This window comes from Sphingomonas carotinifaciens (genome assembly GCF_009789535.1).
GTDB lineage: Bacteria > Pseudomonadota > Alphaproteobacteria > Sphingomonadales > Sphingomonadaceae > Sphingomonas > Sphingomonas carotinifaciens.
On the sequence record NZ_WSUT01000005.1, the window covers coordinates 74,598 to 90,769 of the forward strand.

Annotated in this window: 15 protein-coding genes; 7 read left to right on the forward strand and 8 right to left on the reverse strand. The window is 68.3% G+C overall.

All coding sequences use genetic code 11. The annotated features are described in order from the left end of the window. The first annotated feature begins 120 nt into the window (after positions 1-120). The 4 genes from GQR91_RS02365 to GQR91_RS02380 are packed head-to-tail and all read left to right on the forward strand — an operon-like array spanning position 121 to position 3,887. The gene (locus GQR91_RS02365; RefSeq protein ID WP_149681020.1) at positions 121-1,467 is read left to right on the forward strand and encodes a M48 family metalloprotease; all 1,347 of its coding nucleotides are present in this window, start codon (positions 121-123) and stop codon (positions 1,465-1,467) included. Next, the gene (locus GQR91_RS02370) at positions 1,464-2,150 is read left to right on the forward strand and encodes a DsbA family protein (protein ID WP_375781585.1); all 687 of its coding nucleotides are present in this window, start codon (positions 1,464-1,466) and stop codon (positions 2,148-2,150) included. Before GQR91_RS02365 ends, GQR91_RS02370 begins: the two co-directional genes overlap by 4 nt. Positions 2,151-2,181: 31 nt before the next feature. Then, positions 2,182-3,129 carry an ABC transporter ATP-binding protein gene (locus tag GQR91_RS02375; protein ID WP_112381302.1) on the forward strand — a complete coding sequence of 316 codons (948 nt, stop codon included), beginning with the start codon at positions 2,182-2,184 and terminating at the stop codon, positions 3,127-3,129. Next, a complete protein-coding gene (locus GQR91_RS02380; protein WP_149681021.1) occupies positions 3,126-3,887 on the forward strand; it encodes an ABC transporter permease in 762 nt (253 codons plus the stop codon). Before GQR91_RS02375 ends, GQR91_RS02380 begins: the two co-directional genes overlap by 4 nt. A 219-nt stretch (positions 3,888-4,106) precedes the next feature. Here GQR91_RS02380 and GQR91_RS02385 read toward each other — a convergent pair whose 3' ends face one another. From GQR91_RS02385 to GQR91_RS02400, 4 genes are all read right to left on the reverse strand, one after another. Next, positions 4,107-4,802 (reverse strand): CPBP family intramembrane glutamic endopeptidase, encoded by a 696-nt coding sequence (locus tag GQR91_RS02385; RefSeq protein ID WP_235903883.1) that lies wholly within the window; start codon positions 4,800-4,802, stop codon positions 4,107-4,109. Continuing rightward, on the reverse strand, positions 4,802-5,767 hold the full coding sequence (gene glpX / locus GQR91_RS02390) for a class II fructose-bisphosphatase (protein WP_112381305.1): 966 nt from the start codon (positions 5,765-5,767) through the stop codon (positions 4,802-4,804). Before glpX ends, GQR91_RS02385 begins: the two co-directional genes overlap by 1 nt. Positions 5,768-5,854: 87 nt before the next feature. Continuing rightward, on the reverse strand, positions 5,855-6,682 hold the full coding sequence (gene dapD, locus GQR91_RS02395) for a 2,3,4,5-tetrahydropyridine-2,6-dicarboxylate N-succinyltransferase (RefSeq protein ID WP_149681023.1): 828 nt from the start codon (positions 6,680-6,682) through the stop codon (positions 5,855-5,857). Between the two features lie 3 nt (positions 6,683-6,685). Continuing rightward, positions 6,686-7,348 (reverse strand): pyrimidine 5'-nucleotidase, encoded by a 663-nt coding sequence (locus GQR91_RS02400; RefSeq protein WP_112381307.1) that lies wholly within the window; start codon positions 7,346-7,348, stop codon positions 6,686-6,688. A gap of 117 nt (positions 7,349-7,465) precedes the next feature. Here GQR91_RS02400 and GQR91_RS02405 point away from each other — a divergent pair, with 117 nt between their 5' ends. Further along, complete coding sequence (locus GQR91_RS02405; protein ID WP_268878311.1) at positions 7,466-9,775, forward strand: S8 family peptidase; 2,310 nt, start codon at positions 7,466-7,468, stop codon at positions 9,773-9,775. A gap of 50 nt (positions 9,776-9,825) precedes the next feature. Then, positions 9,826-10,824: an LLM class flavin-dependent oxidoreductase gene (locus GQR91_RS02410; protein ID WP_149681024.1), complete on the forward strand. Its 999-nt coding sequence runs from the start codon at positions 9,826-9,828 to the stop codon at positions 10,822-10,824. Between the two features lie 36 nt (positions 10,825-10,860). Here the strand turns inward: GQR91_RS02410 and GQR91_RS02415 are convergent, their stop codons facing one another. From GQR91_RS02415 to GQR91_RS02425, 3 genes are read right to left on the reverse strand one after another with little or no spacing between them, the layout of a single operon-like run. Beyond that, complete coding sequence (locus tag GQR91_RS02415) at positions 10,861-12,228, reverse strand: sensor histidine kinase (protein ID WP_149681025.1); 1,368 nt, start codon at positions 12,226-12,228, stop codon at positions 10,861-10,863. Between the two features lie 19 nt (positions 12,229-12,247). After that, positions 12,248-12,922 carry a response regulator transcription factor gene (locus tag GQR91_RS02420; RefSeq protein ID WP_112381310.1) on the reverse strand — a complete coding sequence of 225 codons (675 nt, stop codon included), beginning with the start codon at positions 12,920-12,922 and terminating at the stop codon, positions 12,248-12,250. 27 nt (positions 12,923-12,949) lie between these two features. Continuing rightward, complete coding sequence (locus GQR91_RS02425; RefSeq protein ID WP_149681026.1) at positions 12,950-13,261, reverse strand: hypothetical protein; 312 nt, start codon at positions 13,259-13,261, stop codon at positions 12,950-12,952. A 132-nt stretch (positions 13,262-13,393) separates the two neighbouring features. Between GQR91_RS02425 and GQR91_RS02430 the strand changes: the two genes are divergently transcribed. Continuing rightward, the gene (locus tag GQR91_RS02430; RefSeq protein WP_149681027.1) at positions 13,394-15,175 is read left to right on the forward strand and encodes an ABC-F family ATP-binding cassette domain-containing protein; all 1,782 of its coding nucleotides are present in this window, start codon (positions 13,394-13,396) and stop codon (positions 15,173-15,175) included. A 189-nt stretch (positions 15,176-15,364) separates the two neighbouring features. On the opposite strand, the gene GQR91_RS02435 is transcribed toward GQR91_RS02430, so the two are convergent. Continuing rightward, positions 15,365-16,168, reverse strand: coding sequence for an ATP-binding protein (locus GQR91_RS02435; RefSeq protein ID WP_149681028.1), 804 nt, complete (start codon positions 16,166-16,168; stop codon positions 15,365-15,367). Between the last annotated feature and the right edge of the window lie 4 nt (positions 16,169-16,172).

A 16,172-nucleotide genomic window follows, 5' to 3' on the forward strand; every position in this document is an offset into this window, starting at 1 on the left:
GCCATTCCCCCCGGAATGGCGGGCGTTTCTCATTCCGCTGCGGTTCATCCGCCCCCGCCCATGCACACCGCTTCGCAAAGCAGGTTGCCGCGCGCCCCCAAGGTCACGATAATCACGCCCATGAAGCGTCTCCTCGCCGCCTTCACCCTTTCGGTCCTCGCCTTCGCGCAGCCCGCGGCCGCCCAGTCGATCCTGCGCGATGCGGAAACGGAGGCGATGTTCGCCGACATGTCCGCGCCGCTGATCAAGGCGGCGGGGCTGTCGCCGCGCGACGTGCGCATCGTCCTGATCAACGACGGGTCGATCAACGCCTTCGTTGCGGGCGGCCAGACGGTGTACGTGCATTCGGGCCTGATCGCCGCGGCCGACAACGCCAACGAGGTACAGGGCGTCATCGCGCACGAACTGGGCCATATCGCCGACGGCCATGTCGTCCTTGCCGATCAGGCGATGAAGCCCGCGATGGGCATGTATCTGCTCTCGATGGTGCTGGGGCTGGCCGCCATGGCGGCGGGCAGCGGCGAGGCGGGCGCCGGCATGATGGCGCTCGGCCAGCAGGCGGCGATGGGCAAGGTGCTAGGCTATACCCGCACGCAGGAGTCGAGCGCGGACGCCGCCGGCGCGCGCTATCTCACCACCTCCGGGATCAGCGGCAAGGGCATGCTGAGCTTCTTCAAGAAGCTGCAGAACCAGGAATTCCGCTACGGCTACACCAATATCGATCCGTTCGCGCAGACCCACCCGCTGTCCGGCACGCGCATCGCGACGCTGACCGCCGATCTTCAGGCCGCCCCCTCGTGGAACGCCCCCGTCAATGGGCCGCTGGAGGAACGCTTCCGGCGCGTGAAGGCCAAGCTTCAGGGCTATGTCGGCACGCCCGCGTCCACGCTCAACGCCTTCCCGTCCGCCGACCAGTCGGTCTACGCCCATTATGCGCGCGCCTATGCCTATCACAAGGCCGGCTACCCGGACAAAGCCGATGCCGAGAGCCGCGCCCTGATGGTCAAGGATCCGAACGACCCCTATTTCCAGGAAATCCGCGGCCAGATCCTGCTGGAAGCGGGCGAGCCGGAGGCGGCACTGGCCCCGCTTCGCGCCGCGACCGAGGGGTCACGCAACAATCCGCTGATCGCCACCACGCTCGGCCATGCGCTGATCGCCACCGAACAGAAGCAGCATCTGCCCGAGGCGATCAAGGTCCTGCGCATCGCCACCCAGCGCGACGACCAAAACCCGTTCGCCTGGGTGCAGCTCGGCACCGCCTATGAGCAGACCGGCGACACCGCGCGCGCCGCCCTCGCCACGGCGGAGCGTGCCAGCATGATGGGCGACACCCGCACCGCCATCCAGAGCGCGCGCTACGCGCTCGCCAACATCCCCTCCAACACGCCCGACTGGATCAGGGCGCAGGACATTGCCATGACATCGCAGGACGCCGCCGACACCACCCGGAAGCGCCGCCGTTGAACCGCCTCGTTCTGGCGCTCGTCGCCGCGCTCGGCCTGGCGGTCGGCGCGCTCGGCATGCTCCTGGTCCAGACGCGGGGCGAAACCGATGTGCGTGCCTATCTGCTCGAACACCCGGAAGTGATCCCGGAGGCGATGGCCCGGTTGCAGGAACGCGAATCGGGCAAGGCGGTCGCGCAAGTGGCGGATCAGGTGACCAAACCGTTCGGCAGCGCCTGGAGCGGCAACCCGAAGGGCGATGTCACGCTGGTCGAATATTACGACTATAATTGCGGTTATTGCCGCGCCAGCCTGCCGCTGCTCAAGCAGTTGACCGATGCCGATTCCAAACTGCGCATCGTCTACCGCGAGTTGCCGATCCTCGCCGAGTCGAGCCGCGACGCCGCACGCATGAGCCTGCTGGCCGCCGCACAGGGCAAGTTCCAGGCGTTTCACGATGCCCTTTATGCCGGTGGTCAGGTCACCGACGCCTCGATCGCGGCTGCGGCGCGCACCGCGGGCGTCGACACCGGCAAGCTCGCCGCCTTCACCCCCACCGCCGATGCGGAGATCGTCCGCAACATGGAAACCGCCGGCCGCCTGGGGCTGAACGGCACGCCTGCCTGGATCGTCGGGAGCCGTGTTCTTTCCGGTGCGCTTCCGCTAGAGGAACTGCAAAAGGCCATTGCCGACGCCCGGCGGTGACCGACCTCTTTAAAGGCGGCAAAACAGCGGCATGACCGATACGATCCTGTCCATTGCCGGCGTGGGCAAAACCTATGCCGGCGGCACCACCGCGCTCCACCCGGTCGATCTCGACATCCGGCGCGGCGAGATCTTCGCCCTGCTCGGGCCCAATGGCGCGGGCAAGACGACGCTGATTTCGATCGTCTGCGGCATCGTCACGCCGTCGACCGGCACGATCACCGTCGCCGGCCATGATGCGGTGCGCGACTACAAGGCCGCACGCCGCGTCCTCGGCCTCGTGCCGCAGGAGCTGGCGACCGACCAGTTCGAAACCGTGCTCGCCACCGTCACCTTCAGCCGCCGGCTGTTCGGCCGCTCGGGCCATGCCGGGCATATCGAGCAGGTACTGCGCGACCTGTCGCTGTGGGACAAGCGCCACGCCAAAATCCGCGAGCTGTCGGGCGGCATGAAGCGCCGCGTGCTGATCGCCAAGGCGCTGGCGCACGAACCCGACATCCTGTTCCTGGACGAGCCCACCGCCGGCGTCGATGTCGAGCTTCGCCGCGACATGTGGAAGCTGGTCCACCGCCTGCGTGAACGCGGCACCACCATCATCCTGACGACGCATTATATCGAGGAGGCCGAGGAGATGGCCGACCGCGTCGGCGTCATCACCAAGGGCCGCCTGCTGCTGGTCGAGGACAAGACCGCGATGATGCAGAAGCTGGGCAAGCGGGAAATGGTGCTGACGCTGGCCGAACCCATGACCAGCGTGCCCGCCGAACTCGCCGAATGGCACCCAGCGCTGGAGGATGAAGGCCGCCGTCTGCGCTACACCTTCGACGCGCGCGGCGAGCGCACCGGCATCCCCTCGCTGCTCCGCCGTCTTCAGGAACTCGATATCGCCTTCACCGACCTCGAAACCTTCAAGTCCAGCCTGGAGGACATCTTCGTCGATCTGGTCGAAGGCCGTCGCGCCGAGGAGCAAGCCGCATGAACCTGCACGGTATCTGGGCGATCTATCGCTTCGAAATGGCGCGTTTCGGCCGCACCATCTGGACCAGCCTGATGGTCCCGGTCATCACCACGTCCCTGTATTTCATCGTCTTCGGCTCCGCGATCGGCAGCCGCATGACGGAGGTGTCGGGCGTGCCCTACGGCGCCTTCATCGTGCCGGGGCTGATGCTGCTCGCGATCTTCTCGGAAAGCATCCTGAACGCGTCGCTGGGCATCTACATGCCCAAATTCACCGGCACCATGTATGAACTGCTGTCCGCGCCCCTGTCGCCGATGGAGACGATCCTCGGCTATGTCGGGGCGGCGACCACCAAGTCGGTGGTGATCGGCCTCGTCATCCTGGCGACGGCGCATCTGTTCGTCGACCTGCCCATCGCACATCCCGTGGCGATGCTCGCCTATCTGGTGCTGGTCGCCGCGACCTTCTGCCTGTTCGGCTTCGCGATCGGCATCTGGGCCAAGGGGTTCGAACAGTTGCAGGTCATCCCGCTGCTGGTCGTCACCCCCCTCACCTTTCTCGGCGGCGCCTTCTATTCGGTGACCATCCTGCCAGAACCGTGGCGCACGATCACGCTGTTCAACCCGGTCGTGTACCTCATCAACGGCTTCCGCTGGACCTTTTTCGGCACCGCCGACGTGGCGCTGGGCATCAGCCTTGGCGTCACCGCATTGTTCCTGCTCGCCTGCCTTGCATGGATCACCTGGATCTTCAGGACCGGCTGGCGCCTGAAAAGCTGAAGTCTCACGGACGGAAACATGAGTTTATCCGTTCGTGTCGAGTAAAGATCGAGTAGCAGCGAAGCTGCGTATCGAGAGCTTGTATCGAGACATCGCCACATGCGGGGATGTGTCTCTCGATACGATGAACAGGTCGGATCGTCCCCCGGACGATCCTGAACATGCTGGGAGCATGTTCACCTGTTCATCTCGGTACGCAGCTTTGCTGCTACTCGACGGCTACTCGGGACGAACGGCTGTGGTGGATGCCGCTCCCCGCGCCCCAGCAACCGCCGGCCACACCACCAGCGCCCCGGCATTGTTCAGCGCGTGCAACACCACCACCAGCCACAATTGCCCGCTGAGCACGTACAGCCCCGCCAGCACCAGCCCGAAGCTGCCCGACAGCGCCATCCCGCGTATCCCCTGATAGCGGTGCGCCCGCGCGAACACGATCGACGCGGCGGCAAATCCCGCCAGCGCGCTGCCGCCGAGCATCGTCACCAGCAAGGGCAGCACCAGCCGATAGAGCGGTTCCTCGACCACCCCGGCCATCGCCGCGACCAGCGCGGCCCAGCCCCGCTCGCCCGGCGCCGGCATCATCCGCCGCAACGCCGCCGGCAAAGGCCGTCCGAACCGCGCGCGTAGCGCGATGATGGCAAGGCCGCCCGTCACCCCGGCAAGGCTGCCGATCGCGACCGCGGACGCCTCCATCGCCGGAAGCAGCGCGCGCAGTCCCATGAACTCGGGCGGAAACCGCCACAGCGCATCCAGCCGCCCCAGTGCGGCGAGCGCCACCAGCGCCGGCACCAGCATCGCCAGCGGCGCGCGGATCAGCCACCGCCGATACCGCCCCGCCGCCCCCCGCGATCGCCCGCGCAGGAACCAGACCTGCGCCGCCAGCACCAGCGCCAGCAGCGCCCCCGGCAGCAGCATCAACCGATGCGATGCTCGCCCTTCACCCAGCGCACCGTGCCGGACGAGGCACGCATGACGACGCTTTCGGTGGTCATCACCTTGCCCTTGCGCTTCACGCCCTCCAGCAGCGACCCGTCGGTCACGCCGGTGGCGGCAAAGATGCAGTCGCCGCGCGCCAGCTCGGTCAGGTCGTACTGCTTGTTCAGGTCGCTGACGCCCCATTTGTGCGCGCGCGCAATCTCGTCGTCGTTGCGGAACAGCAGGCGGCCCTTGAACTGCCCGCCCACGCAGCGCAGCGCGGCGCAGGCCAGCACGCCCTCGGGCGCACCGCCCGATCCCATATAGACGTCGATCGTCGTGTCGGGATCGCTCGTCGCGATCACGCCCGCCACGTCGCCGTCGCCGATCAGCACCACGCCGCAGCCGATGCCGCGCAGCTCCGCGATCAGCGCTTCGTGACGCGGACGATCGAGGACGCAGGCGATGATGTCCTTCGGCTCGACACCCTTGGCCGCCGCGATCGCCTTCACATTCTCGGTCGGGCTGCGGTCCAGGTCGATCACCCCGTCCGGATAGCCGGGGCCGACCGCGATCTTGTCCATATAGACGTCGGGCGCGTTGAGCAGCCCGCCGCCTTCCGAGATCGCCAGCACGGCCAGGCTGTTGGGGCCGGACTTGGCGCAGATGGTGGTGCCCTCCAGCGGATCGAGAGCGATGTCGATCGCCGGGCCGTTGCCGGTGCCCACCTTCTCGCCGATGAATAGCATCGGCGCCTCGTCGCGCTCGCCCTCGCCGATCACCACGGTGCCGTCCATGTCGAGTTCGTTGAGCGCGGCGCGCATCGCCTCCACGGCGGCGGCGTCGGCGGCCTTTTCGTCACCGCGGCCGGTAAGCGTGGAGGCGGCGATCGCCGCCGCCTCCGTCACGCGCACCATTTCAAGAACGAGGACGCGGTCGAGGACGTTGCTGGCGGTCGCGGTCATGGAATTCCCCTGGGCTGGGCCTAGCCGTTGAACATGTTTTACATGCTCAGAGATAGGCCCGCCGGGGCGGGGTGGCAAGCCTTCGCGTCAGTCGCGCAGCAGGTCGTTGATGCTCGTCTTGGACCGCGTCTGCGCGTCCACCCGCTTGACGATCACCGCGCAGTACAGGCCCGGCTTGCCGTCCACCGACGGCGTCGTGCCCGGCACCACCACCGCATAGGGCGGCACGGCGCCGCGGAAGACCTCGCCCGTTTCCCGGTCGATGATCTTGGTCGATGCGCCCAGATACACGCCCATCGACAGCACCGCGCCCTCGCCGACGCGGACGCCCTCGGCCACTTCGGCGCGCGCGCCGATGAACGCGCCGTCCTCGATGATCACCGGATCGGCCTGCAGCGGCTCCAGCACGCCGCCGATGCCGGCACCACCCGACAGGTGGACGTTCCGGCCGATCTGCGCGCAGCTTCCGACGGTCGCCCAGGTGTCGACCATCGTGCCCTCGCCGACATGCGCGCCGATATTGACGAAGCTCGGCATCAGGATCGCGCCCTTGGCGACATGCGCGCCGCGACGCACCACCGATCCCGGTACCGCGCGGAAGCCGGCGGCGCGGAACTCGGCTTCCGACCAGCCGCTGAACTTGGACGGCACCTTGTCGAACCAGTGGCCGGCACCCGGCCCATTGTCGATCAGCACATTGTCGTTCAGGCGGAAGGACAGCAGCACCGCCTTCTTCAGCCACTGGTTGACGCGCCAGCCGCCCGCGCCGTCGGGCTCGGCGACGCGCGCTTCACCCTTGTCGAGCAGCGCCAGCGCGCGGTCCACCGCCACGCGCACCTCGCCCGCGGTGTCGAAGCCCAGGGCCGCCCGGTCTTCCCAGGCGGCGTCGATGGTGGCGGCCAGATCCTGGCTCATGCGTCAATCCTCCAATATGCTGTCTAGCCACGGCGCCAGCGCCGCGGTGGTGAAATCGATGAAGCTGCGGTCCTCGCCCGGCCCCTGCTCGGACCCGTTGTCGACCCAGACGGTGGTCATGCCGATCGCCTTGGCCGGCGCCAGGTTGCGCGCCATGTCCTCGAAGAAGATAGCGCGGGTCGGGTCGATGTCGAACGCGGCGCACAGGCCGGCATAGGCGGACGGATGCGGCTTTGGCACCAGATCCATGGCATGGATGTCGTGCACCGCCTCGAAACTGCCGCCCAGTCCCAGCCGGTCCAGCACCTTCAGCGCATAGGGCGTATCGCCGTTGGTGAAGACCAGCTTGCGCCCCGGCAGCCGCGCGATGGCGGCGGCCAGCGGGGCATCCGCCTCCAGCACGTCCATCTCGATATCGTGGACATAGGCCAGGAACGCGTGCGGATCGACGCCGTGATCCGCCATCAGCCCCGCCAGCGTCGTGCCATGACCATGGAAATAGGCCTTTTGCACGCGGTGCGCTTCCGTCTCGTCCACGCCCAGCAGATCGGCGATGAACGCCGTCATCCGGGCATCGATACGGGCGAACAGGTTCGCGCGCGCCGGATAGAGCGTGTTATCCAGATCAAAGATCCAGCAGTCGATATGGGATAGGCGCGCCAGCATCGGCGGACGCTTAAAGCTGCGGGTGCGACGGGGCAAGCGCGCGCCGCCGGCCTCTTTTAACCCTCTGCGAACCGGATAGAACTATCTGGCGGTGAGGACCTGGGGGAATCAGACATCATGATGAAGCGGAACTGGCGGCACGGACCTGCGATCGGTCTGGCCGGTCTGCTCGCGGCCTGTGGTGGTGCCGGTGGCGGCATCGGCAGCACGCCGACGCCGCCGGTCGCTAACCCCGTTCCGACGCCGACGCCTGCCCCGACACCCGCCCCCACGCCGGCGCCTTCCCCCCCGATCAACTACGACACCGCCGAATACCGTGCGACCGTGGGCGCCGTGTCGATGAATGCACTCGCTGCGTACAACCGCGGCGCGACGGGTGCCGGTATCGGCATCGGCATCATCGACAGCGGCATCGATCTGGATTCGGCCGAGTTCACCGGCCGCATTGCCGCTGCCTCCACCGACGTCGCCAGCACCCGCACGATCGATGACGAGGATGGCCACGGCACCGCGGTCGCCTTCACCGCCGCCGGCCGGCGCAACGGCACCGGCACGCACGGCGTCGCCTTCGATGCGTCGCTGATCGTGCTGCGCGCCGACCAGCCGGGAAGCTGCGCTACCCAGGACACAGGCACCGACTCGACCGGATGCCAGTTCCCGACCAGCGCCATCGCCCGCGGCCTCGATGCCGCACGGAGCGCGGGTGCGCGGGTCGTCAACATTTCGCTCGGCGGCAGCTCGGCCATGCCGTCCGGCCTCGTCGCCGCGATCAACCGGGCCACCGCGGCGGGGATCGTGGTCGTCATCGCCTCCGGCAATGACGGCGCCAACGACCCCGATCTCTTCGCGCAGATCGCCAACGACACTGCGAATGCGCGCAATCAGGTGATCATCGCCGGCTCGGTCGGTGCCACCGGGACCATTTCGACCTTTACCAATCTTGCCGGCTCCAGCGCGCCGCATTTCCTGTCCGCGGTCGGCGAACAGGTGCGCGCGCCCGACGAGACCGGCACCCTGTTCCTCTGGTCGGGCACGTCCTTTGCCGCGCCGCAGATCTCGGGCGCCGTCGCGCTGCTCGCCCAGGCGTTTCCGAACCTGACCGGCGCGCAGATCGTCGACATTCTCTACCGGACCGCGCAGGATGCGGGCGCCGCCGGCATCGACGCCGTTTATGGCCGCGGCATCCTCAACCTGTCCGCCGCATTCCAGCCGGTAGGCGGCACCAGCGTGGCGGGAACGGCGGCGGCGGTTTCGTTCGGCAACAACGCCGTCCTGTCCGCCCCGATGGGCGACGCACGCAGCGCCGGGCTCGGCGCGGTGATCCTTGACGGCTATGGTCGCGCCTTCGCCACCGATCTCGCCCACGGCATCAGCCGCGCCGCGCCCATCCCCGGCCTCGCTCCCGCGCTCCTGCACCGCGTTCGCGCGGTCGGCATGCAGGCCGGCGGCACCACCGTGTCGATGACGCTCGCGCCGCAAGGTCCACGCGGCGACGTGCTGCTACGTCCCAGCTATCTCACCGTCACCGACGCACAGGGCGCCCGCGCCATCGCCGGCACCGTCACGCAGGCGCTCGGCCGCTCGCTGTCGTTTGGCTTCGGCTTCGGCAGCGGCGGCGGGGCGCTGACCGCCCAGCTTACCGGTCAGGCCGAACCCGCTTTCCTGATCGCGCCTGCCGGCTCGATGGGCTTCGACAGCGTCGCCCGTGGTACCGGTGCCATCCGCCAGGCATGGCAGGGACTCGGCATCACCGCCGCGATCGACAGCGGGCAGGTCCTCACCCGCCGCGATGCGCTCCGCCCCGTCGCCGACGGCTGGAACCGCAGCCGCTACGACCGCGCCGCGCTGACCCTCGACCGCCGCTTCGGCGATCTTCTGACGACCCTCACCGCCAGCCGCCTGATGGAAGGCGACACGCTGCTGGGCGCCCGTTTCGGGCCGGGGCTGGGCGGCATGGGCGCGACGAGCTGGTTCGCCGATGCCGCCGCGCGCTGGCGGAATGCGGATGGCTGGACGCTGGGCGCGACATGGCTTCAGGGCTGGACGCACGCCAGCGCGCGCCACGGCCTTGCCGGCACCGCGCGCCTCCGCACCACCGCCTTCGCCGCCGACATCGGCAAGGCAGGCATCTTCGGCCGCGACTCGCTGGGCCTGCGCATCGCCCAGCCGCTGCGCGTCGCGCGCGGCGGCATCGACTATCGCCTGCCCACCGGCTGGGACTATGCCGGCGCGGGCGTATCCGCCTGGACCGTGCAGCGTCTGAATCTCGCCCCCACCGGCCGCGAGATCGACATGGAGGCGCGCTATACCCTGCCGCTCGGTCCCGGCGACCTTCACACCAACCTGTTCTGGCGCCGCGATCCCGGCAATATCGCCGCACTTCCCGATGATTACGGGCTCGCGCTGCGCTGGGCCTTCGGCCTTTGATAGCCGTTCTTTATTTGCGAGCGGCGGCCGCGCTTCCCATCTGCTAAGGCATGACCCGTCTTTCCCTGCTCGATCTGGTGCCCGTCGTCGAAGGTGGCACCGTGTCGCAATCGCTGGCCAATGCCGCCGACCTCGCCGCCCATGCCGAATCGCTCGGCTATCAACGCTATTGGGTGGCCGAGCATCACGGCATGGAGGGCATCGCCTCGGCCGCCACTGCGGTGGTGATCGCCCATGTCGCCGCCGCCACCCGCACCATCCGCGTCGGCGCGGGCGGCATCATGCTGCCCAACCACGCCCCGCTCGTCATCGCCGAACAGTTCGGCACCCTTGACGCGCTCTTCCCCGGCCGCATCGATCTCGGCCTCGGCCGCGCCCCCGGCTCCGACCAGCGCGTCGCCCGCGCCATGCGCCGCACCCTCGACAGCGACCCCAACGCCTTCCCCCGCGACGTCCTCGAACTGCAAAGCTATTTCGCCGATGACGGCCAGACCGGCATCACCGCCACCCCCGGTGCCGGTGCCAGCCCGCAAATGTGGATTCTCGGCTCCAGCCTGTTCGGCGCACAACTCGCCGCCGCGCTCGGCCTGCCTTATGCCTTTGCCTCGCATTTCGCGCCCGACGCGCTCGATCAGGCGCTTGGCGTCTATCGACGCGAGTTCCGCCCCTCCGCGACGCTTTCCAGGCCCCATGCCATGGCCGGCTTCAACATCTTTGCCGCCGACACGGACGAAGAGGCCGAATATCTCGCCTCTTCGCAGCAACAGGCGTTCATTGCCCTGCGCACGGGCAACCCGCGCCGCCTGCCGCCCCCCGTCGCCGGCTATCGCGACAGCCTGGGGCCGCAGGGCGCCGCCGTGCTGAACCAGGTCCTGTCCTGCTCCGCCACCGGCAGCCCCGCGACCGTCGCGCGTCAGCTTGCCGCCTTTGTCGAGCGCACGCAGGTGGACGAGGTGATGGTGACCAGTGCGATCTACGACCATCAGGCGCGCAAGCGCTCGATCGCGATCGCCGCCGAGGTCGCCCAGGATCTCGCCAAGGCGGCGTGATACACCGACCTTTCGACGGGTTGGGGCCGGCGGGGTTCAGGCCGCCGCCGGCAGGCGCAGCCGCACCATCAACCCGCCCAGGTCCTCGCTTTCCTCCAAACTGACCGTGCCCTCGTAGATTTCCGCCACGTCGCGCACGATCGCCAGCCCCAGCCCGGTGCCCGGCTTGCCGCTGTCCAGCCGCACGCCGCGATCGAAGATGCGCAACCGGTCCGCCTCCGCGATCCCGGCGCCATCGTCCTCGATCAGGAACTCGACATAGCCGGCCTCGGCACCCACGGTCACGAACACGCTGCCGCCGCCATATTTCGCGGCATTCTCGATCAGGTTGCCGAGCAGCTCGTCCAGATCCTGCCGCTCGACATGCACGGCCAGGTCCTTCGGGCCCGTCACGTCGATGCGCACATGGCGGTAGAGGCGCGCCACCGCGCGTTCCACCGATTCCAGGCTGGGCCACACCTCGGCCCGGCTGTGCGCCGACCCGCGCCGCCCGACCGCGCGGGCCCGCGCCAGATGATGGTCCACCTGCCGCCGCATCGTCCGCGCCTCGCGCACCACCGTATCCGCCAGATCGTCGGCCTGCGCGGTCGCCGCGTTCATGATGACAGTCAACGGCGTCTTCAGCGCATGGGCCAGATTGCCCGCGTGGCGCCGCGCCTCCTCCGCCTGCCGCTCATTATGTTCGATCAGCGCGTTCAGTTCCTCGACCATCGGCGCCACTTCGCTGGGCATCTCCGACGAGATCCGGTTGGCCTGCCCGGCGCGCATGCGCGCAATCTCCTGCCGCACCCGGTGCAGCGGCCACAGCCCGTAAAAGGTCTGCAACCAGGCCAGCACCACCAGCCCCAGGCCAAGCAGCGCGAAACTGCGCACCAGCGTGCGTCGGAGCGACGCGATCTGCGCGTCCAGCCCTTCCCGGCTCTGTGCGACCTGGAACCGCCAGCGAACGTTGGATCCCGGCAGTTTCACGTCGCGCTCGACGATCCTCAGCTTCTGGTCGGGGAACTGGTTGCTGGTATAGGTATGGACGCCCTTGTCGTCATGCGGGGCGCCATAGGCCAGTTGCCGGTCCCACAGCGAGCGCGAGGGGAACACCTCCTTGCCCGGCGCCGAAATCTGCCAGTAGAGGCCTGAATAGGGCTCCAGAAACTGCGGATCGCCCACCAGATCGCGTCCGAAGATCACCTCGCCATCCGGGCCGATCTCGGCCGCGACCAGCAGCGATTTCAGGATATATTGCAGCTGGTTGTCGGTATTCTGCGTCACCGCGCTGGTCAGCACGCGGTCCAGCGCGAAGCCGCCGCCCGCCAGCAGCACCGAGATCCACGCCGCAGAGATCAGGATCATGCGGCGCGACAGCGATCCCGTGCGCCATTTCCGTTTGGGAGGGTCCGCGTCCGTCATGCGTATCGGCCGTCCCGCCTCAGGCGGCGGCGCCCTCCGGATCTTCCAGGCTATAGCCCAGCCCGCGGATCGTGGTGATCACGTCCTGGCCCAGCTTCTTGCGGATGCGCGTCACGAACACCTCGATCGTGTTCGAATCGCGGTCGAAATCCTGGTCGTAGATATGCTCGATCAGTTCGGTGCGGCTCACCACCTTGCCCTTGTGGTGCAGGAGGTAGCTGAGCAGCTTGTATTCCTGCGCGGTCAGCTTCACCGGCTCGCCCGCGCGCGTCACCTTGCCGCTGCGCGTGTCCAGCCGCACGTCGCCCGCGGTCAACTCGGACGAGGCATTGCCCGACGCGCGGCGGATCAGCGCACGCAGCCGCGCGATCAGCTCCTCGGTCTGGAACGGCTTGGCGACATAATCGTCCGCCCCCGCATCCAGCCCGGCCACCTTGTCGGACCAGCTGTCGCGTGCGGTCAGCACCAGCACCGGGGTGGTCTTGCCCTCCTTGCGCCAGCGGTCCAGCACCGTCAGCCCGTCGATCTCGGGCAGGCCCAGGTCGAGGACGATCGCGTCATAGCTTTCGGTCGATCCCAGGAAATGGCCTTCCTCGCCGTCGGTTGCCAGATCGATGGCATAGCCGGCGCCCTCCAGCGTATTCTTCAACTGCTGGCCGAGATGGGGTTCGTCCTCGACGATCAGAACGCGCATCGATGTGGGTCTCCTTGGGAAATGGGGTCAGCGGTCGGTACGGCCGACGATTTGGCCGGATCGAGCATCGACCTCGACCCAGATCACCGTGCCGTTGCGCAGGAACTTCATCGTATAGATCGCCGCGCTCGCGTCGAAGTCGAAGCCGAGATATTGCGCCCCCTCCATCTGGGGCAGCACCCGGCGCTCAATTTCCGGCATGGGCAGGATGCGCCCCTGCTTGCGTGCCTGCAATGCCTTCATCTGATCGCCCCGCCGCTGGTCCGGGGCCTGTGCCATCACCGGTGCCGTCAGTGCGGGACTTGCGGCCAACAGTGCCAGGAGGACGGTCATCTTCATGGAGTTGGCATAGCCCGCATGCGTTGAACACCCTCTGAATGAGCGCGATGGCAATGTCGGTGCCGGGGCGCGCCCGCAAAAGCGCATGACAACTTGCCCGGTTCCGGGCGGGCGCTTACGTGGCGGTGCATCATGGCAGCACCCGTTCTCTCGTTCGAAGACCTTGGCGTCATCCAGGGTTCCGGCTGGCTTTTCCGCCACCTCGACATCCATGTCGGCCAGCGCGACCGGCTCGCACTGATCGGCCGCAACGGCGCGGGCAAGTCGACGCTGTTGAAACTGATCGCCGGCATTCTCGATTCGGACGAGGGGCGCCGCACGCTCGTGCCGGGCACGCACGTCGTTTATCTCGAACAGGAACCGGACCTGACCGGCGTTCCCACGCTGCGCGATTACGTCCTGTCCGGCAACGACGCGCCCCAGCCCCATGAGGCCGAGGCGATCGCCGACCAGCTCGGCATCGACCTGTCGCGCGAATCGGCCACCGCCTCCGGGGGCGAGCGTCGTCGCGCCGCGATCGTGCGCGCGCTGGCGATGAACCCGGACGTGCTGCTGCTCGACGAGCCGACCAACCATCTCGATCTCGCCGCGATCGAATGGCTGGAGGACTGGCTGAAGCGCTTCACCGGCGCCTTTATCGTCATCAGCCACGACCGCACCTTTCTGACCCGCCTCACCCGCTCGACGCTGTGGCTCGACCGCGGCAACCTGCGCCGCAACGAGGTCGGCTTCGGCGGCTTCGACGCCTGGACCGAGGCGGTCTATGCCGAGGAGACCCGCGCCGCCGAGAAGCTCGACGCCAAGCTGAAGATCGAGGAGCACTGGCTCCACCGTGGCGTCACCGCCCGGCGCAAGCGCAACCAGGGCCGCCTCGAAAAGCTGCACCAGATGCGCGCCACCCGCGCCGCGATGATCGGGCCGCAGGGGGCCGCCAAACTCGGCATCGCGTCGGACGACGTGAAGACCAAGGAGGTCATCAAGGCCGAGCATGTCACCAAGCGTTATGGCGACCGCACCGTCATCAAGGATTTCAGCCTGAAGGTGACGCGCGGCGACCGCATCGGCATCGTCGGCGCGAACGGCGCCGGCAAGACGACGCTGCTCCGCCTGCTCACCGGCGAGATCCAGCCCGACGAGGGCGAGGTGAAGCTGGCCAGGACGCTGGACGGTGTCATCATCGACCAGCAACGCCGCCTGATGGCGCCCGAAAAGCGCGTGCGCGAGGTGCTGGCGGACGGCGGCGACTGGATCGACGTGCGCGGGGTCCGCAAGCACGTCCACGGCTATCTCAAGGAATTCCTGTTCGACCCCAGCCTGGCCGAGGCGCGGATCGGCACCCTGTCCGGCGGCGAACGCTCCCGCCTGCTGCTCGCGCGCGAGTTCGCCCGCGAATCCAACCTGCTGGTCCTGGACGAGCCGACCAACGACCTCGACCTCGAAACGCTTGATCTGCTGCAGGAGGTGATCGGCGACTATGACGGCACCGTGCTGATCGTCAGCCACGACCGCGACTTCCTCGATCGCACCGTCACCGTGACGCTCGGCCTCGACGGCTCGGGCACGATCGACGTCGTCGCCGGCGGCTATGAGGACTGGGTCGCCAAGCGCAAGCCGCGCACCGAGGGCAAGAAGGCTGCCACCAAGGCCATATCGGCTCCCGCCGCCCCGGTGCAGGCGCGCACCAAGCTCAGCTACAAGGACCAGCGCGACTACGACCTGCTGCCCGGCCGGATCGAGGAGATCGAGGCGGGCATTGCCCGCGACGAGGCCAGGCTCGCCGATCCCGACTTCTACGCAAAGGACCCCGCCGGCTTCGCCCGCCTGTCCGCCGCGATCGGCAAGGCGCGTGAGGAGAAGGACGAAGCCGAAATGCGCTGGCTGGAACTGGCCGAACAGGTGGAGGCGCTGGGCTGATCGGCCCGGCGCCACCCGTCTCTACCCGCGTCCGCCCCTACCCTCCAAACTTCCGTTCGTGCTGAGCGAAGTCGAAGCACAGCTGCAACCCCTCCAATCCCACCCCGTTCGTCTCGAGTAACCGTCGAGTAGCGGCAAAGCCGCGTATCGAGACGGTGTATCGAGAGACAGCCGCAAAAGCCGCTCCCCCTAAACCGCCCGCCCCTCGCGCCCCGCGAGATCCACTACATATTGCCACGCCACGCGCCCCGACCGGCTACCCCGCCGCGTCGCCCAATTCACCGCCTCCGCCCCGTCGAATGGCAAAGCGTATCGTGCGGCATAAGCGCGCACGATCGCCAGATAGCCGTCCTGGTCCAGCACATGGAACCCCAGGCTGAGCCCGAAGCGGTCCGACAGCGCCAGCTGGTCGTCCACCACGTCGCGCGGGTTGATCGCACTGTCCTGCTCGCTCAGGTCGCGCGACACCAGATGCCGCCGGTTCGCCGTCACCAGCAGGCGGACATTGGCGGGCCGCGCCTCGGTCCCGCCATCCAGCAGCGAACGCAGCACGCGTGCCTCGCCCGGCTCGTCAAAGCCCAGATCGTCCAGGAACAGCGCAAAGGCGCGGTTCTGCCCACCCAGCCGGTCGAACAGCCGCGGCAGGCTGGCGAGGGCATCCACCGCGACCAGCGCCAGCGGCCCGCCTGCGGCCTGCACCGCGCCCACCGCGCTCTTCACCAGCGCCGACTTGCCCGTCCCGCGTGCGCCCCACAGCAGCACGTCCTGCGCGGCATGCCCCGCCGCCAGCCGCTCCAGATTCGCCAGCAGCGCCGCCTTTTGCCGCTCCACGCCCAGCATCAGGTCGAGCGGCAGGGGATCGAAGGCGCGCGCCGAGCTCAGCGCGCCGTCCCGCCACAGATAGGCCGGATGCGCCAGCAGGTCGGCATCAGGCGCCGGCGGTGGAGACAGCCGCTCCAGCGCAGCGGCGATACGGTCCAGGGGATCGATCATCCCC

Excerpts from the sequence above, each read along its gene's own strand:
- GQR91_RS02435 (WP_149681028.1), bottom strand. The coding sequence starts at position 16,168 with ATGATCGATCCCCTGGACCGTATCGCCGCTGCGCTGGAGCGGCTGTCT.
- GQR91_RS02385 (WP_235903883.1), bottom strand. The coding sequence starts at position 4,802 with ATGCTGCTGCCGGGGGCGCTGCTGGCGCTGGTGCTGGCGGCGCAGGTC.
- GQR91_RS02425 (WP_149681026.1), bottom strand. The coding sequence starts at position 13,261 with ATGAAGATGACCGTCCTCCTGGCACTGTTGGCCGCAAGTCCCGCACTG.
- GQR91_RS02415 (WP_149681025.1), bottom strand. The coding sequence starts at position 12,228 with ATGACGGACGCGGACCCTCCCAAACGGAAATGGCGCACGGGATCGCTG.
- dapD (WP_149681023.1), bottom strand. The coding sequence starts at position 6,682 with ATGAGCCAGGATCTGGCCGCCACCATCGACGCCGCCTGGGAAGACCGG.
- GQR91_RS02410 (WP_149681024.1), top strand. The coding sequence starts at position 9,826 with ATGACCCGTCTTTCCCTGCTCGATCTGGTGCCCGTCGTCGAAGGTGGC.
- GQR91_RS02365 (WP_149681020.1), top strand. The coding sequence starts at position 121 with ATGAAGCGTCTCCTCGCCGCCTTCACCCTTTCGGTCCTCGCCTTCGCG.
- GQR91_RS02380 (WP_149681021.1), top strand. The coding sequence starts at position 3,126 with ATGAACCTGCACGGTATCTGGGCGATCTATCGCTTCGAAATGGCGCGT.
- GQR91_RS02430 (WP_149681027.1), top strand. The coding sequence starts at position 13,394 with ATGGCAGCACCCGTTCTCTCGTTCGAAGACCTTGGCGTCATCCAGGGT.
- GQR91_RS02375 (WP_112381302.1), top strand. The coding sequence starts at position 2,182 with ATGACCGATACGATCCTGTCCATTGCCGGCGTGGGCAAAACCTATGCC.
- GQR91_RS02400 (WP_112381307.1), bottom strand. The coding sequence starts at position 7,348 with ATGCTGGCGCGCCTATCCCATATCGACTGCTGGATCTTTGATCTGGAT.
- GQR91_RS02405 (WP_268878311.1), top strand. The coding sequence starts at position 7,466 with ATGATGAAGCGGAACTGGCGGCACGGACCTGCGATCGGTCTGGCCGGT.
- glpX (WP_112381305.1), bottom strand. The coding sequence starts at position 5,767 with ATGACCGCGACCGCCAGCAACGTCCTCGACCGCGTCCTCGTTCTTGAA.
- GQR91_RS02420 (WP_112381310.1), bottom strand. The coding sequence starts at position 12,922 with ATGCGCGTTCTGATCGTCGAGGACGAACCCCATCTCGGCCAGCAGTTG.